Origin of the sequence: Halobacillus litoralis, from assembly GCF_009856415.1 — a bacterium.
Lineage (GTDB): Bacteria > Bacillota > Bacilli > Bacillales > Halobacillaceae > Halobacillus > Halobacillus litoralis_C.
Genome location: NZ_WMEZ01000003.1, coordinates 250,994 through 267,451 on the forward strand (window position 1 = coordinate 250,994; position 16,458 = coordinate 267,451).

Genomic DNA, 16,458 nt, shown 5'->3' on the forward strand with positions numbered 1-16,458 from the left:
ATGACTAGATACGTAAGGTGACTTTTAAAAAGGAGGTGGTGTTCGCTGAAGGAACTCCTCATCATATTTATAAGTCTCTTCCTAGCTGAAATTGTTTCTGAATGGATCCATTCTCTCATCGGCTTTGATTATAGTTGGGTTACGAATCGATTTGATATGCTATTGCTATTGGCTGATTTCAGTATTTCATTGATCATCTTCGTGCCCGTGTACTTAATTTTAAAGAAATTAATCCTTAGAAAAAATCAATAGACCTCTATGTTGAGGTCTATTTTTTTCGTTCACCTTTCTCTTGAGTCCATTACTTGTCACTCCACTTGAAATAACGGGAAGCAAGCACAATGGAGACGACTGCAATTGCTAGTAAGATCCCCACTTCGAGCCCGAATTCAGAAATTGGAGCTTCATTCCAAGTGCCACGCAGCAATTGAATGACATAATACAACGGCAAAACCTTCGCGACATATTGAAGAATGGTCGGCATCATCTCCAGCGGGAACGTAGCACCGGAAAGAAAAAGCATGAGGTTTAGAAAAAGTGAACTGATGGCCGCTGCCGACTGTGTATTTTTAGCCAAAGACGTAACGAAAAGCGCAAACGGGAAAAAGGCAAGAATGCTGATGAATAGAGCCAAAAGTGTACTACCGATATACATCGGAACCTGCAAGTCGTACATGACCATACCGAAAACCATTAGCAACACAGCAGAAATAACGAAAATCACGGTTCCCTGCACGGTATGGGCAGCAAGGATCTTCCATGGCTGAAGCGGGGTGGATTGATACCTGCGGAGGACGCCTGTTTCACGATAGCCGGCGAGTACGGTTCCTAAAGTAAAAAACGAGGTAGTGACAATGTTGACACCGATCCACGACGGAATGAAGACTTCTGCAAAAGTAAACGGACCAGCCATGTCGCCGCTGAACATCGAACCGAACAACCAGATCATCACAACAGGAAAAAGAAACGTCCAAAAAACGCTAAGACGATCGCGGAAGAACATTTTCGTTTCCAAGTTTGCCAGCTTCATTACCGTATTCATCCGGTTTTCTCCTTTTCTAAGTATTGAACGAACAAGTCATCAAGCGAGCCCCGATCAAACTTGAAGTTCTTCAGTTCGATGTTTTCGTCATGGCAGTAGGTGAAAATTTGATAGGCGGTATGTTGGAGGTTCTCACTGAACACTTTGAATTCAGCTTCTTCCTTCTCCACACGCACTACATCACCTAACGCCAACAGATACTCATAGGACATCCGTTCACTTTCAAAAGCAAGGTAATGGGTCGCGACATCATCCAGAAGAGCGTCCGGGTTATTCAATGCCTTGATCTCCCCGCTGTAGATCATCGCGACACGATCACAAAGCTTTTCCGCTTCCTCCATGTAATGCGTTGTCACTACAATTGTGCTGCCATTATCTCTTAAGGTGCGAATCATCCCCCACATTTCACGTCTTGCATGGGGATCAAGGCCCATACTCGGTTCATCCAGAAACAACAATTCAGGCTGGTGCAACGTCGCCAAAGCAAGGGTGACCCGCTGCTTCCACCCACCAGAAAGATCTTCGAAATGGACATTGAGTTTCTCTCCGAGTCCGAGCATTTCAATCAACTGATCCTTTTGGGTTGTGCCTTTATAAAAGCTTGAAAACAAGTCCAGCGCCTCTTTTACTTTCATCTTCTTCTGTATGGAGGTCGCCTGGAACTGCACACCAATGCGGCGGTTCAGTTCGCGCAGCTGTTTCTCGGGGTTCAACCCCAGTACCTCCACTTCTCCTGACGTCGGTTTCTGGATCCCTTCCAAAATCTCAAGTGTCGTCGTTTTTCCGGCCCCGTTAGGTCCGATGATCCCGAAGATTTCTCCCTTTCTTACCGCAAACGAAAGGTTTTTAACCGCTTGGGTTGCTCCGAACGACTTGGATAGATTTTCGACCTGGATGACGTGTTCGATGATAACCGCTCCCTTCTTTCAAGTTTTATATATGTATCTACGCGTAGATATCAGAGAAGTTTCGTAAAAAGTTATCTTGCCTTATGCCACCTATCTACTTGAAGATATCTTTGAGACGTTCCCGTGGATTAGGAAAATGAACCAACTCCGCCCCACCTCACCTATGTATAATCAGCCACTCACTAGGTGTATTCGAATAGGGGGTTAATTTTCCTCCTTTTTCAAAGTTTTCTTTACCCCAATCCCTATTGTTGTACCTATCAGACCGCCTATACAAAGACCGACAACCAAACTCCAATCGATTCCCTCACCATTCCATAAGCTTATAAGGAATATTCCTGCAAGGACACCGACCATCCACCCAAACCAGGATTTTAAGAATCTTTTAATACGAGTACCCCCTTTCATTAGGAAAGTGTCCTGTTTCCAAAGTCCACTAGCGTTTTTTTGGTATGGTTGCTAAAGCAGATACATCCAACTCTTCACTTTCAATGACAATCGCTGTCAAACCAGCCTCCGTTTTCGTTTCATGCCATTCGCCTTTTCCCCAATAGATGGCATCCCCACCTTTTACAGTTGTAAATCTTTCTTCTTCCCCTCTGACCATCCCTTCTCCTTCGACCACAAGCAATAGCTGTGGAACGACGGCTTGATGGTAACCGATCACTCCATGTTCATCTAAATGCATACAGCCGATATGAGCATCTTTATGGGTCTTGGTTATGCCTGACATGATGAAATCCGATTGGAACTTTTCAACCTTTTTACCCGTTTCTTTTTTAAAAGAGTAAATATCCATGTTTACCTCCTGATCAACTTCTTTAAATGAATGAGCTTCTTATGAATTTATGCAGTCGATTGTGAAGCGACCGGCAGATACCTCGTAAAATAAGCGCCTAATATGAGGAGGACAATCGTGAGGCCCCAACTAAAGATGCCAAGACCATCCAACCAGTAAGCTACAAGGTTAAGGACAGCAATGGCGTAAAAACAGATGGATGTCAACGCCGTTTTCCATCCCTTTACTCCTTCTTTCTTTCGCTTATGTATGAATGCAGAAACCGATACCAATAGCGCTAGAAGCAACAAGCTGGAGAGCAGTATTTTCATAAAATCAATCCCTTCATCTCTTAATAATTTCCCATATAAGCCGTAAACTGAATGGAAAATCCGACAAGAAGCAGAACCCCTACAACAAGACAACCGATATGGATGATCCTCTGAAATAACGTTTCTTCCTTCACTTTGTTAATCGTCGCAAGCGGCAACAGTGTTAAGAGAACGCCAAATAGTAAAGCTAAATCCATGGTTTATCCCCCTTATTGAAACAAATGATGTAACAAGCGATCTTTATCATCAAAAAATTGCTTCATAATGGTGTAGTGGGTCGTCATTTCAAGTGACGTCTCTTCCATTCCTCTCTCAGTCAACTCTATGATTTTCGCATCAGGGTAGGCCATCAACAAAGGAGAGTGTGTAGAAATGATAAACTGGGAGCCTTCAAGAACGAGATCATGAATCCTTCGAAGCATCGACATTTGCCGTAGAGGAGAAAGCGCAGCTTCCGGCTCATCCAGTATGTATAGACCTTCCCCATGGAAGCGCTCGGTGAACGCAGCAAAAAATGATTCACCATGCGACTGCTCGTGCAGGGACTTCCCTCCGAACGAATCAATGATCTTCCTTCCGCCAATTTCCTTGTCCAGTTCTTCAATGTTTGTGGCGACATTATAAAAACTTTCCGCCCGGAAGAAAAAAGAATCCTTAGGTCGATGAACCCCTTTGGCGAGGCGGAGGTATTCATCTAAATTGGAGTGAGAATCATAGTTTGAAAAATTAAAGTTGAGCGTTCCACCTTCGGGGTTAAAACCTAGTGCAATCGCCACTCCTTCAAGCAATGTTGATTTCCCCATTCCGTTCTCACCAATAATGTAGGTGACATTCGGATGCAGTTCCACCCCCTCAAAGTTTCGAATCACCGGCAGATTGAGCGGGAAATTCTTATAGGATTGAACCTTTTCACCTTTTAGATCAATGGAACGAATATACTGGGTCTGTTTATTTAACTTTGTCATTCTACCACCTCTACAGATAAGTGTTTCGTCTACTTCTGATCCCTGCCTCCAGGAGGACGATGACCGCCGCAGAAGCGAAAAACATAAGGATCATGTTTTCCGTTGATCCTCTAACAGCACGGATGTTTGCAAAAATGATGCCTGCATATACGAAATATTTCAGCACGCGTTTTCTCTTTTATTTCCTTACCTCGCGATCCGTCGGCATGACGATCGCAGCCACAAGATAAATAAGCCAGGTCAATCCTCCTGTGAAAAATCCTGATACGACCACAATGATCCTCAGGATGCTCACATCAATGTGATACGTTTCACTGAGACCGCCGAGGACTCCTGACAACTGGGTTTCATTCGTGGAACGATATAATTTCTTCAAATCCTTTTCCCCTTCCTTAAACCTTATTCAAAAATCCACTCAAAAAATGTGATGACATAATAGAGGCTGTAAAAGAGCAATACTTGCATCCCTAAAGATAAAAGCAATACAGCTACCGCACGCTTTATCGTAGGCTGTTTCAACTGAAGGAAATAACCGAGTCCCCAAATCACATAGACCATGAGGATACTAAGGTTTTCACCTATATATGGACCTTCCTGTTCTACAAAGTGAGTGCCGAAATAAAGAAGAAATCCCCAAGCTAATAAAAGGACCAATAAAATGAGATTAGTCATATGAATTTTTTGACGAATGTTAACCACTCCTTTGTTTAAGGTTCACTGATCCCCATCGCCAGAAGAAGAAAGAACATAACGATCAGCACGCCGCCGTTCAATACAAACCCGGCCGTACCTGCGATAATTTTTTTAGATAGCACGGCACAGACGATGCCGATGATGGAAAGGGAACTTTCGACGGTCACCATCAAAGGCAGATTGACATCTGGGCCACGAAACATAAAAAATAAAACAACATTAACGAGCACCGTACCGAATGACATCCAAGCCCATTTGTTCAAAGATCATCTCTCCTTTACAAATTTCATCACTTCTTCCCTTTTTTCTAATGCGAATATGATCACTGTAAGAAAAAGCCATATATTCTCTTATACGGTTGATCTTCTGGATAGGTTTCATCATTCATCAACAAAAAAGCATCTCCCTAAAAATGGGAGATGCTTCTAGCCTTTCTCATCAGACCTGTCCGCAAATAGATTTTCTTTCATCGCATAAATCGCCGCCTGTGTGCGATCATGGACCTGCAGCTTGCTTAAAAGATTACTCACATGCGTCTTCACCGTTTTTTCTGTTATGTACAAGTCACTGGCAATTTCTTTATTACTTTTTCCAAGCGTGATTTGATAGAGCACATCTTTCTCCCGGTTCGTCAGCTTGAAATGGACGCCAGGTTCTTTCTTTTCCGCTCCACTACTCATTTGCTCCAAAAGTAGATTCGTCGCCTTCGGATGGAGAAGTTTCTCCCCTTTGGACGCGGCTCGAATTGTTTTTACAAGTTCATCGGGGTCAACATCTTTAAGCTGGTACCCGACAGCACCGGCTTGCAGGGCAGGAATGACATGATCCTGATCCGAATAGCTTGTCAGGACGACCACCTTTGCTTCCGGATGGGCTTCACGTAATTTTTTCGTCGCTTCCACTCCATCCATGACCGGCATCATCAAGTCCATCAGCACAACATCCGGCTTCCATTCTTCATATGCTTTCAGTGCTTTTTCTCCATTCTCCACTTCACCGATGACCTCGATATCTTCCTGTGTATTCAGAAAAAATTTCAGCCCTCTTAATACGACAAGATGATCATCCACGAGCATCACACTAATTTTCATGCTCACTACTCCTCTCTCTCCGGTACGGTAAAAAGACATCAATGGTTGTGCCTGCACCTGGTTCGCTTTTCACAGAAAGTTCCCCACCTAACAGTTCTGCCCGTTCTTTCATACTGATCAGTCCAAGCGTCCGTCGATCGTCATCCGCTTTTATTTCAAACCCACTCCCATCATCCGTCACAGTCATGCCCACCCCTCTTTCTGTATCAAAAAGGCGGACTGTCACATCTTTCGCATTTGCGTGTTTCGCGACATTGTTCATCGCTTCCTGACTAATTCGCCATAGCGTCTCTTCTGCCTGTCGCGACCAGTCAGGAAGACGTTCCATATCAAACTGAACACAAAGACCAAGATGCTCCCCATAATTTTTCATGGCAGAAACCAATCCCTCTTCAAGGCCAACGGGGCGCAGCTGCCAAATCAATGAACGCATCTCTTTCAGAGACTGCTGGGACATGGACAGCATGTCGTCCATCAATTCTCCAAGCGTCGAGTCATACTTGGACACGATTTCCTTCGCACCCTTAGCCGTCAACGATAAGGAGAAAAGCTTCTGATTCACAGAATCATGCAAGTCGCGAGCCAGGCGCTTCCGTTCCTCATGAAGCAGCAATTCCTGCCTTTTCTCCTTTAGAGCGATGCTTTCATAAACCAGTGTCAAATGTCGTCCCAGTGCAATAAGGAACTCCCGGTCATCAGTATGGAACGAGGTGCCCTCTGGTGGTTCGATCCAAACGCATCCCAGGATATCCTGTTGTCTCATCAATGGTAGGACAGCAAGAGATTCTTCAACCCTGACTTCTTCTGTCAACATAAAAGAAGGCTTCTTGCCCCCTTCATTTTTTATGTAACAACCGGTGGATAACCACCCGAAAATCTTGCTGCCTTCCTTTTCCAAAATCTCTTGTAAATCGTAAAAGTCGTCGGCAGACCATAAAAACCCGGCAAGCTGGTTCAATTTTTCAAAACTCTCCGCCCGCCTTCGTTCCTCTTGATACAAACGTGTCCGGCGGATTGCCGTCCCGATTTGGAAGCCTAGCGATTGAAGCAAGGTCAATTCTTCCTGTGAAAATTTTTCTTTCCGAGGAGAAGCGACGTTTAGCAAGCCGAAAGACTCCTCCCCATCCCCAAGTGGAATCGTGGCATGGTGGGTAATCCCTTTTGTGTCCCCCCAAGCGTGCTCGATCGCCTCATTCAGCCGTTTACATTCGATGATGTTGACCGGCTGGTTCAGCTTCCCATTGCGATAACGGCTTAAACAATAACAATCCCCGCTGCACATCGGCTTGTAGTCCCCCCACGATAACGCTGGAGGAAGCCCATGATGAGCAGCGAGTACATACTCTTCCGGACTGTCGATGAGAAAGATCCATCCCGCATCCAGCCTTGTCAGCTCGAGCAACTTTTCCAACACCGTCTGAAGCATCATCGTCATGTCATTACACCGGTTAAGCGTTTCAGCAATCACTTTCATAATGTTCAACTCTTCGACTCGTTCATATCCATTCATTTTTGCACCTCCTTCTGTTTTCGTTGTGTCGAATTCTAAAGTAGTTTCGTCGAATCCCTTAATATCTCAGCTGGATTCTTAAATAAAGATGTCGAATACTTAAATAACTTTGTCGAATTCTCAAATAACGCCCATTTCAACTGCTCTTCACGTCCAAAAAACGATCAGCCATAAATTCAGTCAACAACAAATCGAGCTTCTCTTCCATTTCCGGTTTCAAACGATTCTCCTCAAAGTGTTCCGGATCAAAAATCAGCTGCCCGGGAGCCACCGCTGCGTAGAGCCCACGTCCAACGGTGCGCATCTGGTTCAGTGCATTGATGCCGCCTTTTCCACCTCCGGAAACAGCAAGCAGCAATGTGGGTTTCCCTTTAAAATGGGAACCGCTTAAAAATTCGAGCGCATTTTTCAACGCGCCGCTCATACCATTATGATATTCCGGCGACACCCAAATAAAACCGTCCGCTTCAGCAACAACTCTAAGCAGCCACTGGACCGATGGATGATCCCCCTGCGTTTCTTCTCCATTGAATAATGGAAGATCCAGCTTACTTAAGTCGACCAACGTGCCATTCCATTTATGTTGTAACGTCTGAGCGACCATCTTTGTCCGTCCATTCGTCCTCGGTGTTCCACTAAAAATCACGATACTCATTGTTCATAACCTCCTTACTTCTTAGGTTATGGGAAAAGGCATCGTCTTGAATCATAGTATGGAAGGAATATCATCTACACCATTGGTCTGAAAACATGCGTTCGTCTATAAAGGAAGAAAATCATCCGGTTGAACGGATTGACCTGGGGGAAGCGGTTGAACCTCCCCGCCTTCTCCTGGAGGAAGGGGCCGGGTGTGAACGGAAGGAGAAAAAAGATCGAAGAAAGCCTTTCTGGACATGAACATGGTTTCTTCGTCTACAAGCAAAAAGACTTTTTCCCGCTCATCGCCATAATAGATGTGCACCAGTTCTTCAACGCCAAAGTCCAGGGTTCCTAGTTTCTTCCCTTTTGTCCATTCTTCTTTCACAGGAGAGGCTTTCTGAATTCCTTTTACTATTTTCATCATCTCTTTTGTGGATTTGACCTCTATCTTTCTTTTCATCTCAGAATCATAAAGAATAACGGTAGAGGGAAGTCGAGTGACGTCTTCGTCCCTTGAATGCTCAACCTCTACAACTTCCTCTTTGGCGTCATAAGCATCCACAGGCGTGGCACCGAGCAGCACAAGCATCAACACGAAAATCAACGTCTTCATCCACTCACCCTTCCTAGGATTTTATACAAAAAACACTTGAACCTTTACCGGATTCAAGCGTCTCTCGCTGCTACTTTTTGAATAAGGACATGATCTTACCGAGGGTTCCGCGGGAATGTTTCACCGAATGTTCCAGCCGTTCATTGAACTCACTTTGGGAGCGCCATTCTTTCTTCTGCTCCTCCCGCATCTCCCGGATTTCTTTTTGCAGAAACTCCGACTTCTCCTGCTCTTCACGCAGCAATTCTTCATACTGTTCTTTCTGCTGCTGCATCATCTTATCCATTTTCGTGTGCGTCTTTTGTGAAAAATTCCCGACCCCTGAACTGATGACGTGGTGATCCTGTTTTAAACGGGATACGGTCGTTTTCAATTCAGCCATATCATTTTTCAACTGGACATTCATTTCTCTTGAGGCCACAAGCTCACTGGCCAGGAAACGGAACATCTCTTTCATCTGATCGGAATCTTGCATCTGCGTTCCGTCATATGTATCGGAAAGCGCGAGTTCGCGAGACTCATAGCCTGCGAGAAGATCCTTCTGCTCTTCTACGATTTCTTTTATTTTATCTTCTTTCGGCAATTCCGAATCGCGGATTGTTTTGAGAGCCTCGACATCTGACCTCACAAAGATCCGCCGGTCGCCATCTTTGAAAAACTCATACCCGTTCTGTTCCAAAAGCTGCCCATACCGTCTGACCGTCGTTGTGGCGATCCCGACTTCTTCAGCTACTTCCTTCGTAGAGAAAGCGCGTTCGTTCGGTTGTATATCGTGTCGCATATCGGGCCTCCTTTTCTTCCTATATAATCGTTAACAAACTTCACTACTTCTATTATAAGAGTTTTTCGACTTTCTGCCCATCCACATTCCGTTTTATTTTTTCTCTATTAAACTTCTGTGTTTCATGTCATTCACAAGAATTTCTCCATCCGGATGTCCGCCCACTTGCTTCCGTTCCAATACGTGAAATCAGGAATCCTGGCAATCTCTTCATACCCGAGCTTCTTGTACAGCTTCTGTGCCTTCTCATTAAATTCGAACACCCCAAGCTCAACCCGGTCTAAGCCTGCCTCTTTAATCCGGTCTTCCAAATAAAGAATGGCTTCCAATCCGATGCCTTTCCCCCGACCAGCTGCCTCACCAACGGTAATTCCAATCCAGGCTGTATCTTGTTCTTTCCTATGTAAATGACCGGGGTTGACCATGTAATTCATTTCTCCAACAAGTTCACCATTCATATAAATGAGGAAAATCTCATGGTTCTTCAATCGCTGTTTCAAATTTTCCGCCGTCACTTCATACCTTTTCTCCAATGCGTCCTGATCCGGATTTGGTCGAACCATGGGGATGAGCGCAGGATCGTTCTCCCACCGGTGATAGGCCGATGCGATTTCATCCGTTGGCTCTGTCAGTTTTTCAAATGTAACTCCCATGACTGCTTCCCCCTTCTACATAACCTTACTCATGCATCCGTCAAATTTCCCATGCTATAGTTTTCGGAATGTTTTCTCTATATATGGGAGTCTCTATCTAATCCTTGTTCTTCTATTAAAACATATCCAAGCCCTTTCAAGCATAGATTCATTGGTTTACAATGAGATGAGCTTGAACATCAGGAGTTCAAGTGTGCGGAAAACAATACTCATAGTCCTCACGCTTCTCCCCGTTCTCACCGCTTGCATGAATGAATCAACCAATAAGAATGCTCAGAAAAAAAGAATGAAGAGAACAGCCAGGCCTATACCGCTGACAACGTCTACCAATGGCTCCATGAATCGAACCTGTTGGAAGGAGAGAAAGAACCTTTACCGGATAACGTCCAGGAACACGAGCAATTCGTGAACGGCAACTCCATAGGAGATATCGACATCATCGTATATGAAACCGCTGAAGGAACAAAGGACCTCAAAGATCATCCGTTCGCCCTTGTCCATGAAAATATCGTCCTCATGTTCCTTGGCCAGATGGCACAAAAAGATAGCTTCCAAGCCGTCCTTGAAGCAAAAAAGCCCCTGGATGGACTCTATAGAGGCTATTTCAACTCTGCAGAACAACAATCTTTTGTCCGGCAATTCCGTGATGAGGCATTTAATGATTCAAAGAGACCGTCACCCATTTTTACAACCTGGGGGATTCATTGAAGTCTGATAAGTTCACAAGGTTCATGTATCAAAAAGAGGTGACATGGAAAGGCACGCTCGTCCAAACGTTTCCTGACTTTCTCGTCGTTGATGCAGGAGACTCTTACAATGGAGTGAATTGGTTGAATATCGAAAGTAACAGCACAGAGATGCTGCCCTACACCTTTGTCGTGGAAACCCGGAACCTCGAGGGAGAATCATTAGACTTGAATTTGGAGAGAGGAGACTCCATTACGGTCAAAGGACAGATCCATTAACAAGGATCATTAGACAAGGAGACTCATTGGGGATTAGAAAACGGAGTTATCATTCAATAAAGTGTGTTCAGACAATTTCTGAAAGGCTTTTCACTCGCCCATACCCCAACTATAGTGTTAATACATTCACTTCTAACAAGGGTGATGTTAGGACTCATTTGTGTACTTACGAAAACGCGGCTTGCTGAAATAAGCACCTGTAAGTAAGAACAACAAAGATGCAAGCACCCCTGCTGCCGCCTGGTCAATTAATAAAGATACAGGAACAATGATCGATGACAATAGAAAAAAGAATTTTATCAATGTTATCCCTCCATAAATTTCTCATGTAAATAAACACCTATAGGGAAGGACGGTCAGCCTCCATCGTATTGGCAAGAAGGATGTAAAGGAAGATGGAGAACGGAATTGTAAAAATAAACAAGAGTCGAATAGCCATAGGATAAAGACCAACACGGTGAGCCATACCTGCACAAACCCCATGCAGGGAATGGTTCGTCACGGACCTTTTCATTTTTCATGCCCCCTCGTACCTCGAAAAAGTCTATAGAACTACTCATTCCTTTAAAAGGAATGAAGTCTCATCGTCTTAATCATAACAACAAACTTGAAGACGGTTCCCATCTAAATCATAGAAATCGAAATAATAGTTTTCTGCGTCTTTATACTTGTTCCCGACGTTTACTTCTTTCTCTTTCAACTGGTCATATGTTTCATCCAAATCCTTAGTGAAAAAGATTGGATAGCTCCGACTCGATGACTCCACGTTTTCTTCCTCTTCAATGGTCAAGGGCACCGGATGATCGCCGATGGACAGCACCCGGTAGCCATCCCCTTTAAAAGAAACGGTAAACCCCAGCTTTTCCTCATACCATGTACCGGCTTTTTCTACGTCCTTTACTGCCAGACACATCGTATCAATCTTTTCAATCATACCGAACCTTCCCCCTGCCCATATATTTTCCTTGCATCGGCCTTTTTCTGCGCCTGCCACGTCCGAATCATATTGGGGACTCCGACACTCAAACTGACTAATAAACTCCACATGACATATCGCCACTCTCCTGTAAATAAAGCGACCGCAATAAAAAAGAGGAGTTGCCCCACAAGGGCGAACCATGAAGCAATCCAGGCAAACGTCAGGTTTTCTTTCATCCCATCCCCACTCTCTTATGGTAAATGATTCCTTTGACTCATCGTATCACAAAAATGGCCGGACAGAACAAAAAAAGCCACTGAATCTTTTCAGTGACTTTCCCGGTGTTTACCACCAATATGGATAGTAATATGGCCACCATCTGCGGATCCCCCAAAATGGAAAGCCGAACAGCCCAAATGGTCCAAAGAATGGGAAAAAAAGGCGACTGTCTTCCTGGTTGACGCTCCTATTCTGCCCCTGCTGGCTTGTGGGCAGAAGTAGGTTCATTTGATTTTGATCATAGCTGTGCAACAGCCCTGTATGTGTCTGCCCATCAGCCATTTCAATCATGACCATTTGGTAAAGGTTTTGTCTACAGAAGTCATGGACATTTTGAGGCTGGCTGCCACTTCCCTGCATCTGTGGATTCCCTGTATTGTTCACCTTGACACCCTCCTTCGACTCCTCACATTTTATGCAAAGCGCCCAGGAAGGTGAATATCTGCTGAAAGAATAAAGACCCTTCAGCCCCCCATCAAGTCAACAGTTTAGCTAGCAAACCATAAACAGTTCTTTTATCATATCCCTTACAGAAAAAGATTTCTCAAGTACAGCACACCATAGAGGACTCCGCCGAGAAGCCCTATAAATAATCCGACCATGATAAATCCATAAGCGAACCCTTTAATCATGGAGATGAAATCGAGGGCCATGTTTTTTAAAGTGCGTAAAATAAAGTTCATGCAAAGACTCCTTCTCTACTGCCATTTCTTAAATGATCTCCAAAGTTTCTTCCACTTCTGTTCCACAGGCTTTTCTGATTCCGAGCGTTGTTTCTGCCATTCATTGTAGCTCGCAATCCCGATTAACACGAGCCCGGCAATCAGGAGGTAGACCCACCAAGGAACGTTGCCCCAGTACGGACGTGTCTGATAGATGATGTTGAAAATGAGCACGCCCATCCCGACAAGGAAGTACGATTTGATCCTGAACTGCATGCCGGCAACCATCGAAGCGAGCGATAAGCCGCCGATAATCCAGGCATCCCAGATCGTGTGGCTCTGAATCGCATCAAGGACAAGATAGCCTGAAATGAAAAGCAAGGCAGCGAACTGAACGTAATTCATCGTCTCTGCAGACGCAGACCAGATGTTTTTCCTGAGAAACGCAAGGACAAGTAAAACCGGCAGCGTCTGAATTTCTGCCATGATTAAATCAGGGATGTATTCATTGTGTGCTGCAACAATCATTAAATAAGCCCCGTACAAACTGGCTGCCGCACCTGTATAAAAGACGTTTCGAAGAAAATTTTCGTTCCACTTCTTTCCACCAAGATAAAACCATAAGCTTAGCAACACTACTGGAAGAATGCGAATCCAGACACTTTCATCCCACAAGGTGTACAAATTCAAGTAACCAATGTACAGGAGTGCCGTCCATGTGTAGGCATCAACATTGATCCCTGGTCCGATCAATCTTTTTTCCAAAAGCTTTCCTGCCCCAAGAAGAATGACGATTCCCAAAGCCAGCACCACGCTCATGTCCATATCGGTCCAAAACACCCGCAGCTTTTCCCATAACGCGAAGGTCAGGATCAATGGGACGAAACGGACGAGCGGCCATGGCCTCTGATGCAGGAAGAAAAGGTTGAAAATGGTGTAGGCGATCACGAGCAGCCATTCACCATCCGCCTCAAAAGGAACATCGCTGATCACGACGAACAGACCTAAAATGGAAAATGGAATGATGTACCACTCGATACGCTTTTTCCACTCGGCAGAGACGAAGAACCAGAGCACCGCATACAAAAAACTGCTGGCCAAAAATGCATATTCATAAGGAATTTCATCCCACCCAAGCTCTTTCGGAAGCGTAACAACAAGGAAATACCCCGTCGTCAGGGCAGCATACAGCATGGTTTTTGTTCCAGACTCTCTTCCTGCTTTCAAAGCACTGAAGACGTAAACCGCTAAGGGAATCAACAATAGGATCGGGTGAACATTCTCTGTTCCGAGCTGATCCAATAGAACGAGAAGGACAAGGAATGGCTGAACGATATGTCCCAGCAAATAGAAGTGTGGACGCATCCCTTTTGATTTCTTTTCTCCCCATTCTCCAATGACAATCAAGAGTACAGGAGCGAAGATCATATACATCAATACATTAGAAAATGAATCGATACGCAATGGCTCGATCAATGATGTATAAAAAGCGAGGGACGCGACAGATACAAAACTCCAGTAGTACGTCTTTTGTGAATAACGGACAAGCAGGTACATCATCCCGATGCCTGCAAGTAACAAAAGCGGCCGGACAACCATCGGGTCCACGCCGTCATCTACGAGCAGGATCAGCATGGCAGCCACGTAGGTGCCCTGAGCGATATAAAACGTCGACATCTGAAAGTCGCCTTCTTCGGCCTTTTTCCATCCATAGTGGAGACCGAGGAGAAGAACGCCTGTCAAAGCCATATGAAATGAAATCGAATACCCTTCACTGTAGGCAGGAACCCATTCAAGAAACTTTTGATAAAAGATGGCAGAAGCAGCCACCAATCCAGATGGAAGCACCCAAACTGCCGTATGCTTCAGATCGGCATGGGCAGCACTCTTTTTCACAAAATAAGAAAGCAGACTGACGATGAGCAGCATGACGGCACTATACCCGTATTGCAGGTCATAAAGCGCGAAATATAAACACCCCGTCAGCATAAATAAGGATGTGTAAAGGTTGCTATCCTTCAAAACCTGCAGCCACTTGACTTTTGTCCAGATTCCTCCGTATAGGAAAAGCAGTGAAGCCGCTGTGAACAAGAAGAAGAACCAGGGACCTGTCTGTATCAAATCCCATAGCTGGGCCGAACTAACAAAAAAGAACACAGGAGCTAAATACATGAAAATCGTATGGTTCGTCACATTAGATAAGACAATATAATGGACCATGATCACAACATAAGCAGCAAGCAAGAGCCATGAGCTGCTTTGCTCCTTGATCAGAATGCTTTCATAGGTGATATAAATGAACGTCAAAAAGGAGACAATTCCGCTCGTCCATCGGAAAACCTTTTCAATGAACGTATGGTTCCTGAACGCGTACGCAAACCCAAGATAAAGGAGGCCGACAAGCGCGTACACAAGTGAATCCACGGCATATAACGGCGTATTGTCAACGAGTTGATACACGGCATACACGAGCATCACAGAAAAGACAAACTGATATTCTTTCGTTTTGTAAACAAAAACCATCGCCATATAGACACTGGCTGTCAGCAGCAGGTTGAAACTATAAAATACTTCATTTTCAAAGAAAAACAGCATCAACAAGGTGGAAATGACGAGATTCAACTGGGCGAATAATGGCAACTCTTTGATGAATAGCTGAAGTTGATTCTTATTTCTTAACCGGATATATGCAACAAGCAATCCGGCATTGTACAACATCAATCCAAGGTAAAAGGCATCAAGGGATAACGGAAGCGCTCCAAGCATGAACCCTATGGACAGCGATAGAAACAAGAGCGAAATCCATACATAAAGGCGCGAACGATGGACGAACACATGCCTCACATATAGTGGAAGCGGAATCGCCGTCCCCATCAAGCCAAGCAGGTGCCTTCCTTCACCATTCAGAGATAAATAGGTACCGAAAAGCTCAAAGTAACCGATGGCGACAATGATGATCGGAATGAGCAGACTTCCAAGTGTTAAGAATGCGAACGCGGTCTGTTTGATCTTCAAGAAACGGCCGGTCCCATAGCTTAAAGCGAAGAAAAAGAGTGACACACAGGAGATTGAAACGACCTTTGTCGCCGCTCCCATCTGGTCCCACTGACTCGTCGCCACAATTAAACCTGTGATCAACAGGATGGATACGCCCAAGATGAGCGTCCACGTGATGTTGCGTTCGCGGATTTGTTCTGGCGTTCGTGCTTTTTTCTTTTTGACAGGCTTCGGTTTTGGTGCCGGCTTTGGCTGCCGGACGGATTCGGGTTGAACCTCTTCCTTTTCTATACCTTGGCTAGTCTCTGGAGATTCATAGTCTGCCAGATACGCCCCCTGTGCCTGCATCAGTCTCGAGAACTCTTGATCTGTTATGTACCCATTCTCCTTCAGGTGATTCAACTGTTCCCGAAATACCTTCTGTTTCTCTTCCTTGGATAATGCGCCCACTTCTTCCCCTCCCCTGATTGCTTATTTAGTGTAATTTTACACCTAAACATGTATATTTTCAACATTTTTCCACCAATTTTCAAACTCTTTTAACAGCCAAAGCCTCCCAAAAAAGAAGGTTGCTCGCTTCGGGAGCAACCACTACCTTATTTCAACCAAATACTATTTAGGAGTCCATTCT

25 protein-coding genes are annotated in these 16,458 nt (G+C 44.7%); 2 read left to right on the plus strand and 23 right to left on the minus strand.

Annotated elements, in window-relative coordinates; genetic code table 11:
- Positions 1-301: 301 nt before the first annotated feature.
- The 16 genes from GLV98_RS10990 to GLV98_RS11065 all read right to left on the minus strand — a co-directional run bounded on the left by GLV98_RS10990 (position 302) and on the right by GLV98_RS11065 (position 10,005).
- Complete coding sequence (locus tag GLV98_RS10990) at positions 302-1,042, minus strand: ABC transporter permease (RefSeq protein WP_160915043.1); 741 nt, start codon at positions 1,040-1,042, stop codon at positions 302-304.
- Complete coding sequence (locus tag GLV98_RS20270) at positions 1,039-1,953, minus strand: ABC transporter ATP-binding protein (protein WP_337193748.1); 915 nt, start codon at positions 1,951-1,953, stop codon at positions 1,039-1,041. The genes GLV98_RS10990 and GLV98_RS20270 overlap by 4 nt, the downstream gene beginning before the upstream one ends.
- A 433-nt stretch (positions 1,954-2,386) precedes the next feature.
- Positions 2,387-2,749: a cupin gene (locus tag GLV98_RS11000; RefSeq protein WP_160915045.1), complete on the minus strand. Its 363-nt coding sequence runs from the start codon at positions 2,747-2,749 to the stop codon at positions 2,387-2,389.
- A gap of 47 nt (positions 2,750-2,796) precedes the next feature.
- Positions 2,797-3,060: a hypothetical protein gene (locus GLV98_RS11005; RefSeq protein WP_160915047.1), complete on the minus strand. Its 264-nt coding sequence runs from the start codon at positions 3,058-3,060 to the stop codon at positions 2,797-2,799.
- A 20-nt stretch (positions 3,061-3,080) separates the two neighbouring features.
- Positions 3,081-3,257, minus strand: coding sequence for a hypothetical protein (locus tag GLV98_RS11010; RefSeq protein ID WP_160915049.1), 177 nt, complete (start codon positions 3,255-3,257; stop codon positions 3,081-3,083).
- A 12-nt stretch (positions 3,258-3,269) separates the two neighbouring features.
- On the minus strand, positions 3,270-4,025 hold the full coding sequence (locus GLV98_RS11015; protein WP_160915051.1) for an AAA family ATPase: 756 nt from the start codon (positions 4,023-4,025) through the stop codon (positions 3,270-3,272).
- Between the two features lie 10 nt (positions 4,026-4,035).
- The gene (locus tag GLV98_RS11020; protein WP_160915053.1) at positions 4,036-4,191 is read right to left on the minus strand and encodes a hypothetical protein; all 156 of its coding nucleotides are present in this window, start codon (positions 4,189-4,191) and stop codon (positions 4,036-4,038) included.
- Between the two features lie 12 nt (positions 4,192-4,203).
- Positions 4,204-4,401 (minus strand): PspC domain-containing protein, encoded by a 198-nt coding sequence (locus tag GLV98_RS11025; protein ID WP_160915055.1) that lies wholly within the window; start codon positions 4,399-4,401, stop codon positions 4,204-4,206.
- Positions 4,402-4,424: 23 nt separating this feature from the next.
- The gene (locus GLV98_RS11030) at positions 4,425-4,697 is read right to left on the minus strand and encodes a hypothetical protein (RefSeq protein WP_160915057.1); all 273 of its coding nucleotides are present in this window, start codon (positions 4,695-4,697) and stop codon (positions 4,425-4,427) included.
- A 35-nt stretch (positions 4,698-4,732) separates the two neighbouring features.
- Positions 4,733-4,981, minus strand: coding sequence for a hypothetical protein (locus GLV98_RS11035; RefSeq protein WP_160915059.1), 249 nt, complete (start codon positions 4,979-4,981; stop codon positions 4,733-4,735).
- A 162-nt stretch (positions 4,982-5,143) separates the two neighbouring features.
- Entirely contained in the window at positions 5,144-5,809 is a 666-nt protein-coding gene (locus tag GLV98_RS11040) for a response regulator (protein ID WP_160915061.1), read from the minus strand.
- Entirely contained in the window at positions 5,799-7,319 is a 1,521-nt protein-coding gene (locus GLV98_RS11045; RefSeq protein WP_160915063.1) for a GAF domain-containing sensor histidine kinase, read from the minus strand. The genes GLV98_RS11040 and GLV98_RS11045 overlap by 11 nt, the downstream gene beginning before the upstream one ends.
- 136 nt (positions 7,320-7,455) lie before the next feature.
- Entirely contained in the window at positions 7,456-7,974 is a 519-nt protein-coding gene (locus GLV98_RS11050) for an NADPH-dependent FMN reductase (protein ID WP_160915065.1), read from the minus strand.
- Between the two features lie 105 nt (positions 7,975-8,079).
- Positions 8,080-8,571 (minus strand): hypothetical protein, encoded by a 492-nt coding sequence (locus tag GLV98_RS11055; RefSeq protein WP_160915067.1) that lies wholly within the window; start codon positions 8,569-8,571, stop codon positions 8,080-8,082.
- A 70-nt stretch (positions 8,572-8,641) separates the two neighbouring features.
- A complete protein-coding gene (locus GLV98_RS11060) occupies positions 8,642-9,352 on the minus strand; it encodes a hypothetical protein (RefSeq protein WP_160915069.1) in 711 nt (236 codons plus the stop codon).
- A 131-nt stretch (positions 9,353-9,483) separates the two neighbouring features.
- A complete protein-coding gene (locus tag GLV98_RS11065; protein ID WP_160915072.1) occupies positions 9,484-10,005 on the minus strand; it encodes a GNAT family N-acetyltransferase in 522 nt (173 codons plus the stop codon).
- 351 nt (positions 10,006-10,356) lie between these two features.
- Here GLV98_RS11065 and GLV98_RS11070 point away from each other — a divergent pair, with 351 nt between their 5' ends.
- Positions 10,357-10,713, plus strand: a complete 357-nt coding sequence (locus GLV98_RS11070) for a hypothetical protein (protein WP_160915073.1) — start codon at positions 10,357-10,359, stop codon at positions 10,711-10,713.
- Positions 10,710-10,970 carry a hypothetical protein gene (locus tag GLV98_RS11075; RefSeq protein WP_160915075.1) on the plus strand — a complete coding sequence of 87 codons (261 nt, stop codon included), beginning with the start codon at positions 10,710-10,712 and terminating at the stop codon, positions 10,968-10,970. Before GLV98_RS11070 ends, GLV98_RS11075 begins: the two co-directional genes overlap by 4 nt.
- A gap of 147 nt (positions 10,971-11,117) precedes the next feature.
- Here GLV98_RS11075 and GLV98_RS19990 read toward each other — a convergent pair whose 3' ends face one another.
- From GLV98_RS19990 to GLV98_RS11100, 7 genes are all read right to left on the minus strand, one after another.
- Positions 11,118-11,273: a hypothetical protein gene (locus GLV98_RS19990; protein WP_202410016.1), complete on the minus strand. Its 156-nt coding sequence runs from the start codon at positions 11,271-11,273 to the stop codon at positions 11,118-11,120.
- Positions 11,274-11,310: 37 nt separating this feature from the next.
- Positions 11,311-11,484, minus strand: a complete 174-nt coding sequence (locus tag GLV98_RS11080; RefSeq protein ID WP_160915077.1) for a PspC domain-containing protein — start codon at positions 11,482-11,484, stop codon at positions 11,311-11,313.
- Between the two features lie 75 nt (positions 11,485-11,559).
- A complete protein-coding gene (locus tag GLV98_RS11085) occupies positions 11,560-11,904 on the minus strand; it encodes a VOC family protein (RefSeq protein WP_160915080.1) in 345 nt (114 codons plus the stop codon).
- Positions 11,901-12,125 carry a hypothetical protein gene (locus tag GLV98_RS11090; RefSeq protein ID WP_160915082.1) on the minus strand — a complete coding sequence of 75 codons (225 nt, stop codon included), beginning with the start codon at positions 12,123-12,125 and terminating at the stop codon, positions 11,901-11,903. The genes GLV98_RS11085 and GLV98_RS11090 overlap by 4 nt, the downstream gene beginning before the upstream one ends.
- A gap of 109 nt (positions 12,126-12,234) precedes the next feature.
- On the minus strand, positions 12,235-12,552 hold the full coding sequence (locus GLV98_RS11095; protein ID WP_160915084.1) for a hypothetical protein: 318 nt from the start codon (positions 12,550-12,552) through the stop codon (positions 12,235-12,237).
- Between the two features lie 143 nt (positions 12,553-12,695).
- On the minus strand, positions 12,696-12,851 hold the full coding sequence (locus GLV98_RS19995) for a hypothetical protein (RefSeq protein ID WP_202410017.1): 156 nt from the start codon (positions 12,849-12,851) through the stop codon (positions 12,696-12,698).
- Between the two features lie 15 nt (positions 12,852-12,866).
- On the minus strand, positions 12,867-16,277 hold the full coding sequence (locus GLV98_RS11100; protein ID WP_160915086.1) for a hypothetical protein: 3,411 nt from the start codon (positions 16,275-16,277) through the stop codon (positions 12,867-12,869).
- Positions 16,278-16,458: the final 181 nt, after the last annotated feature.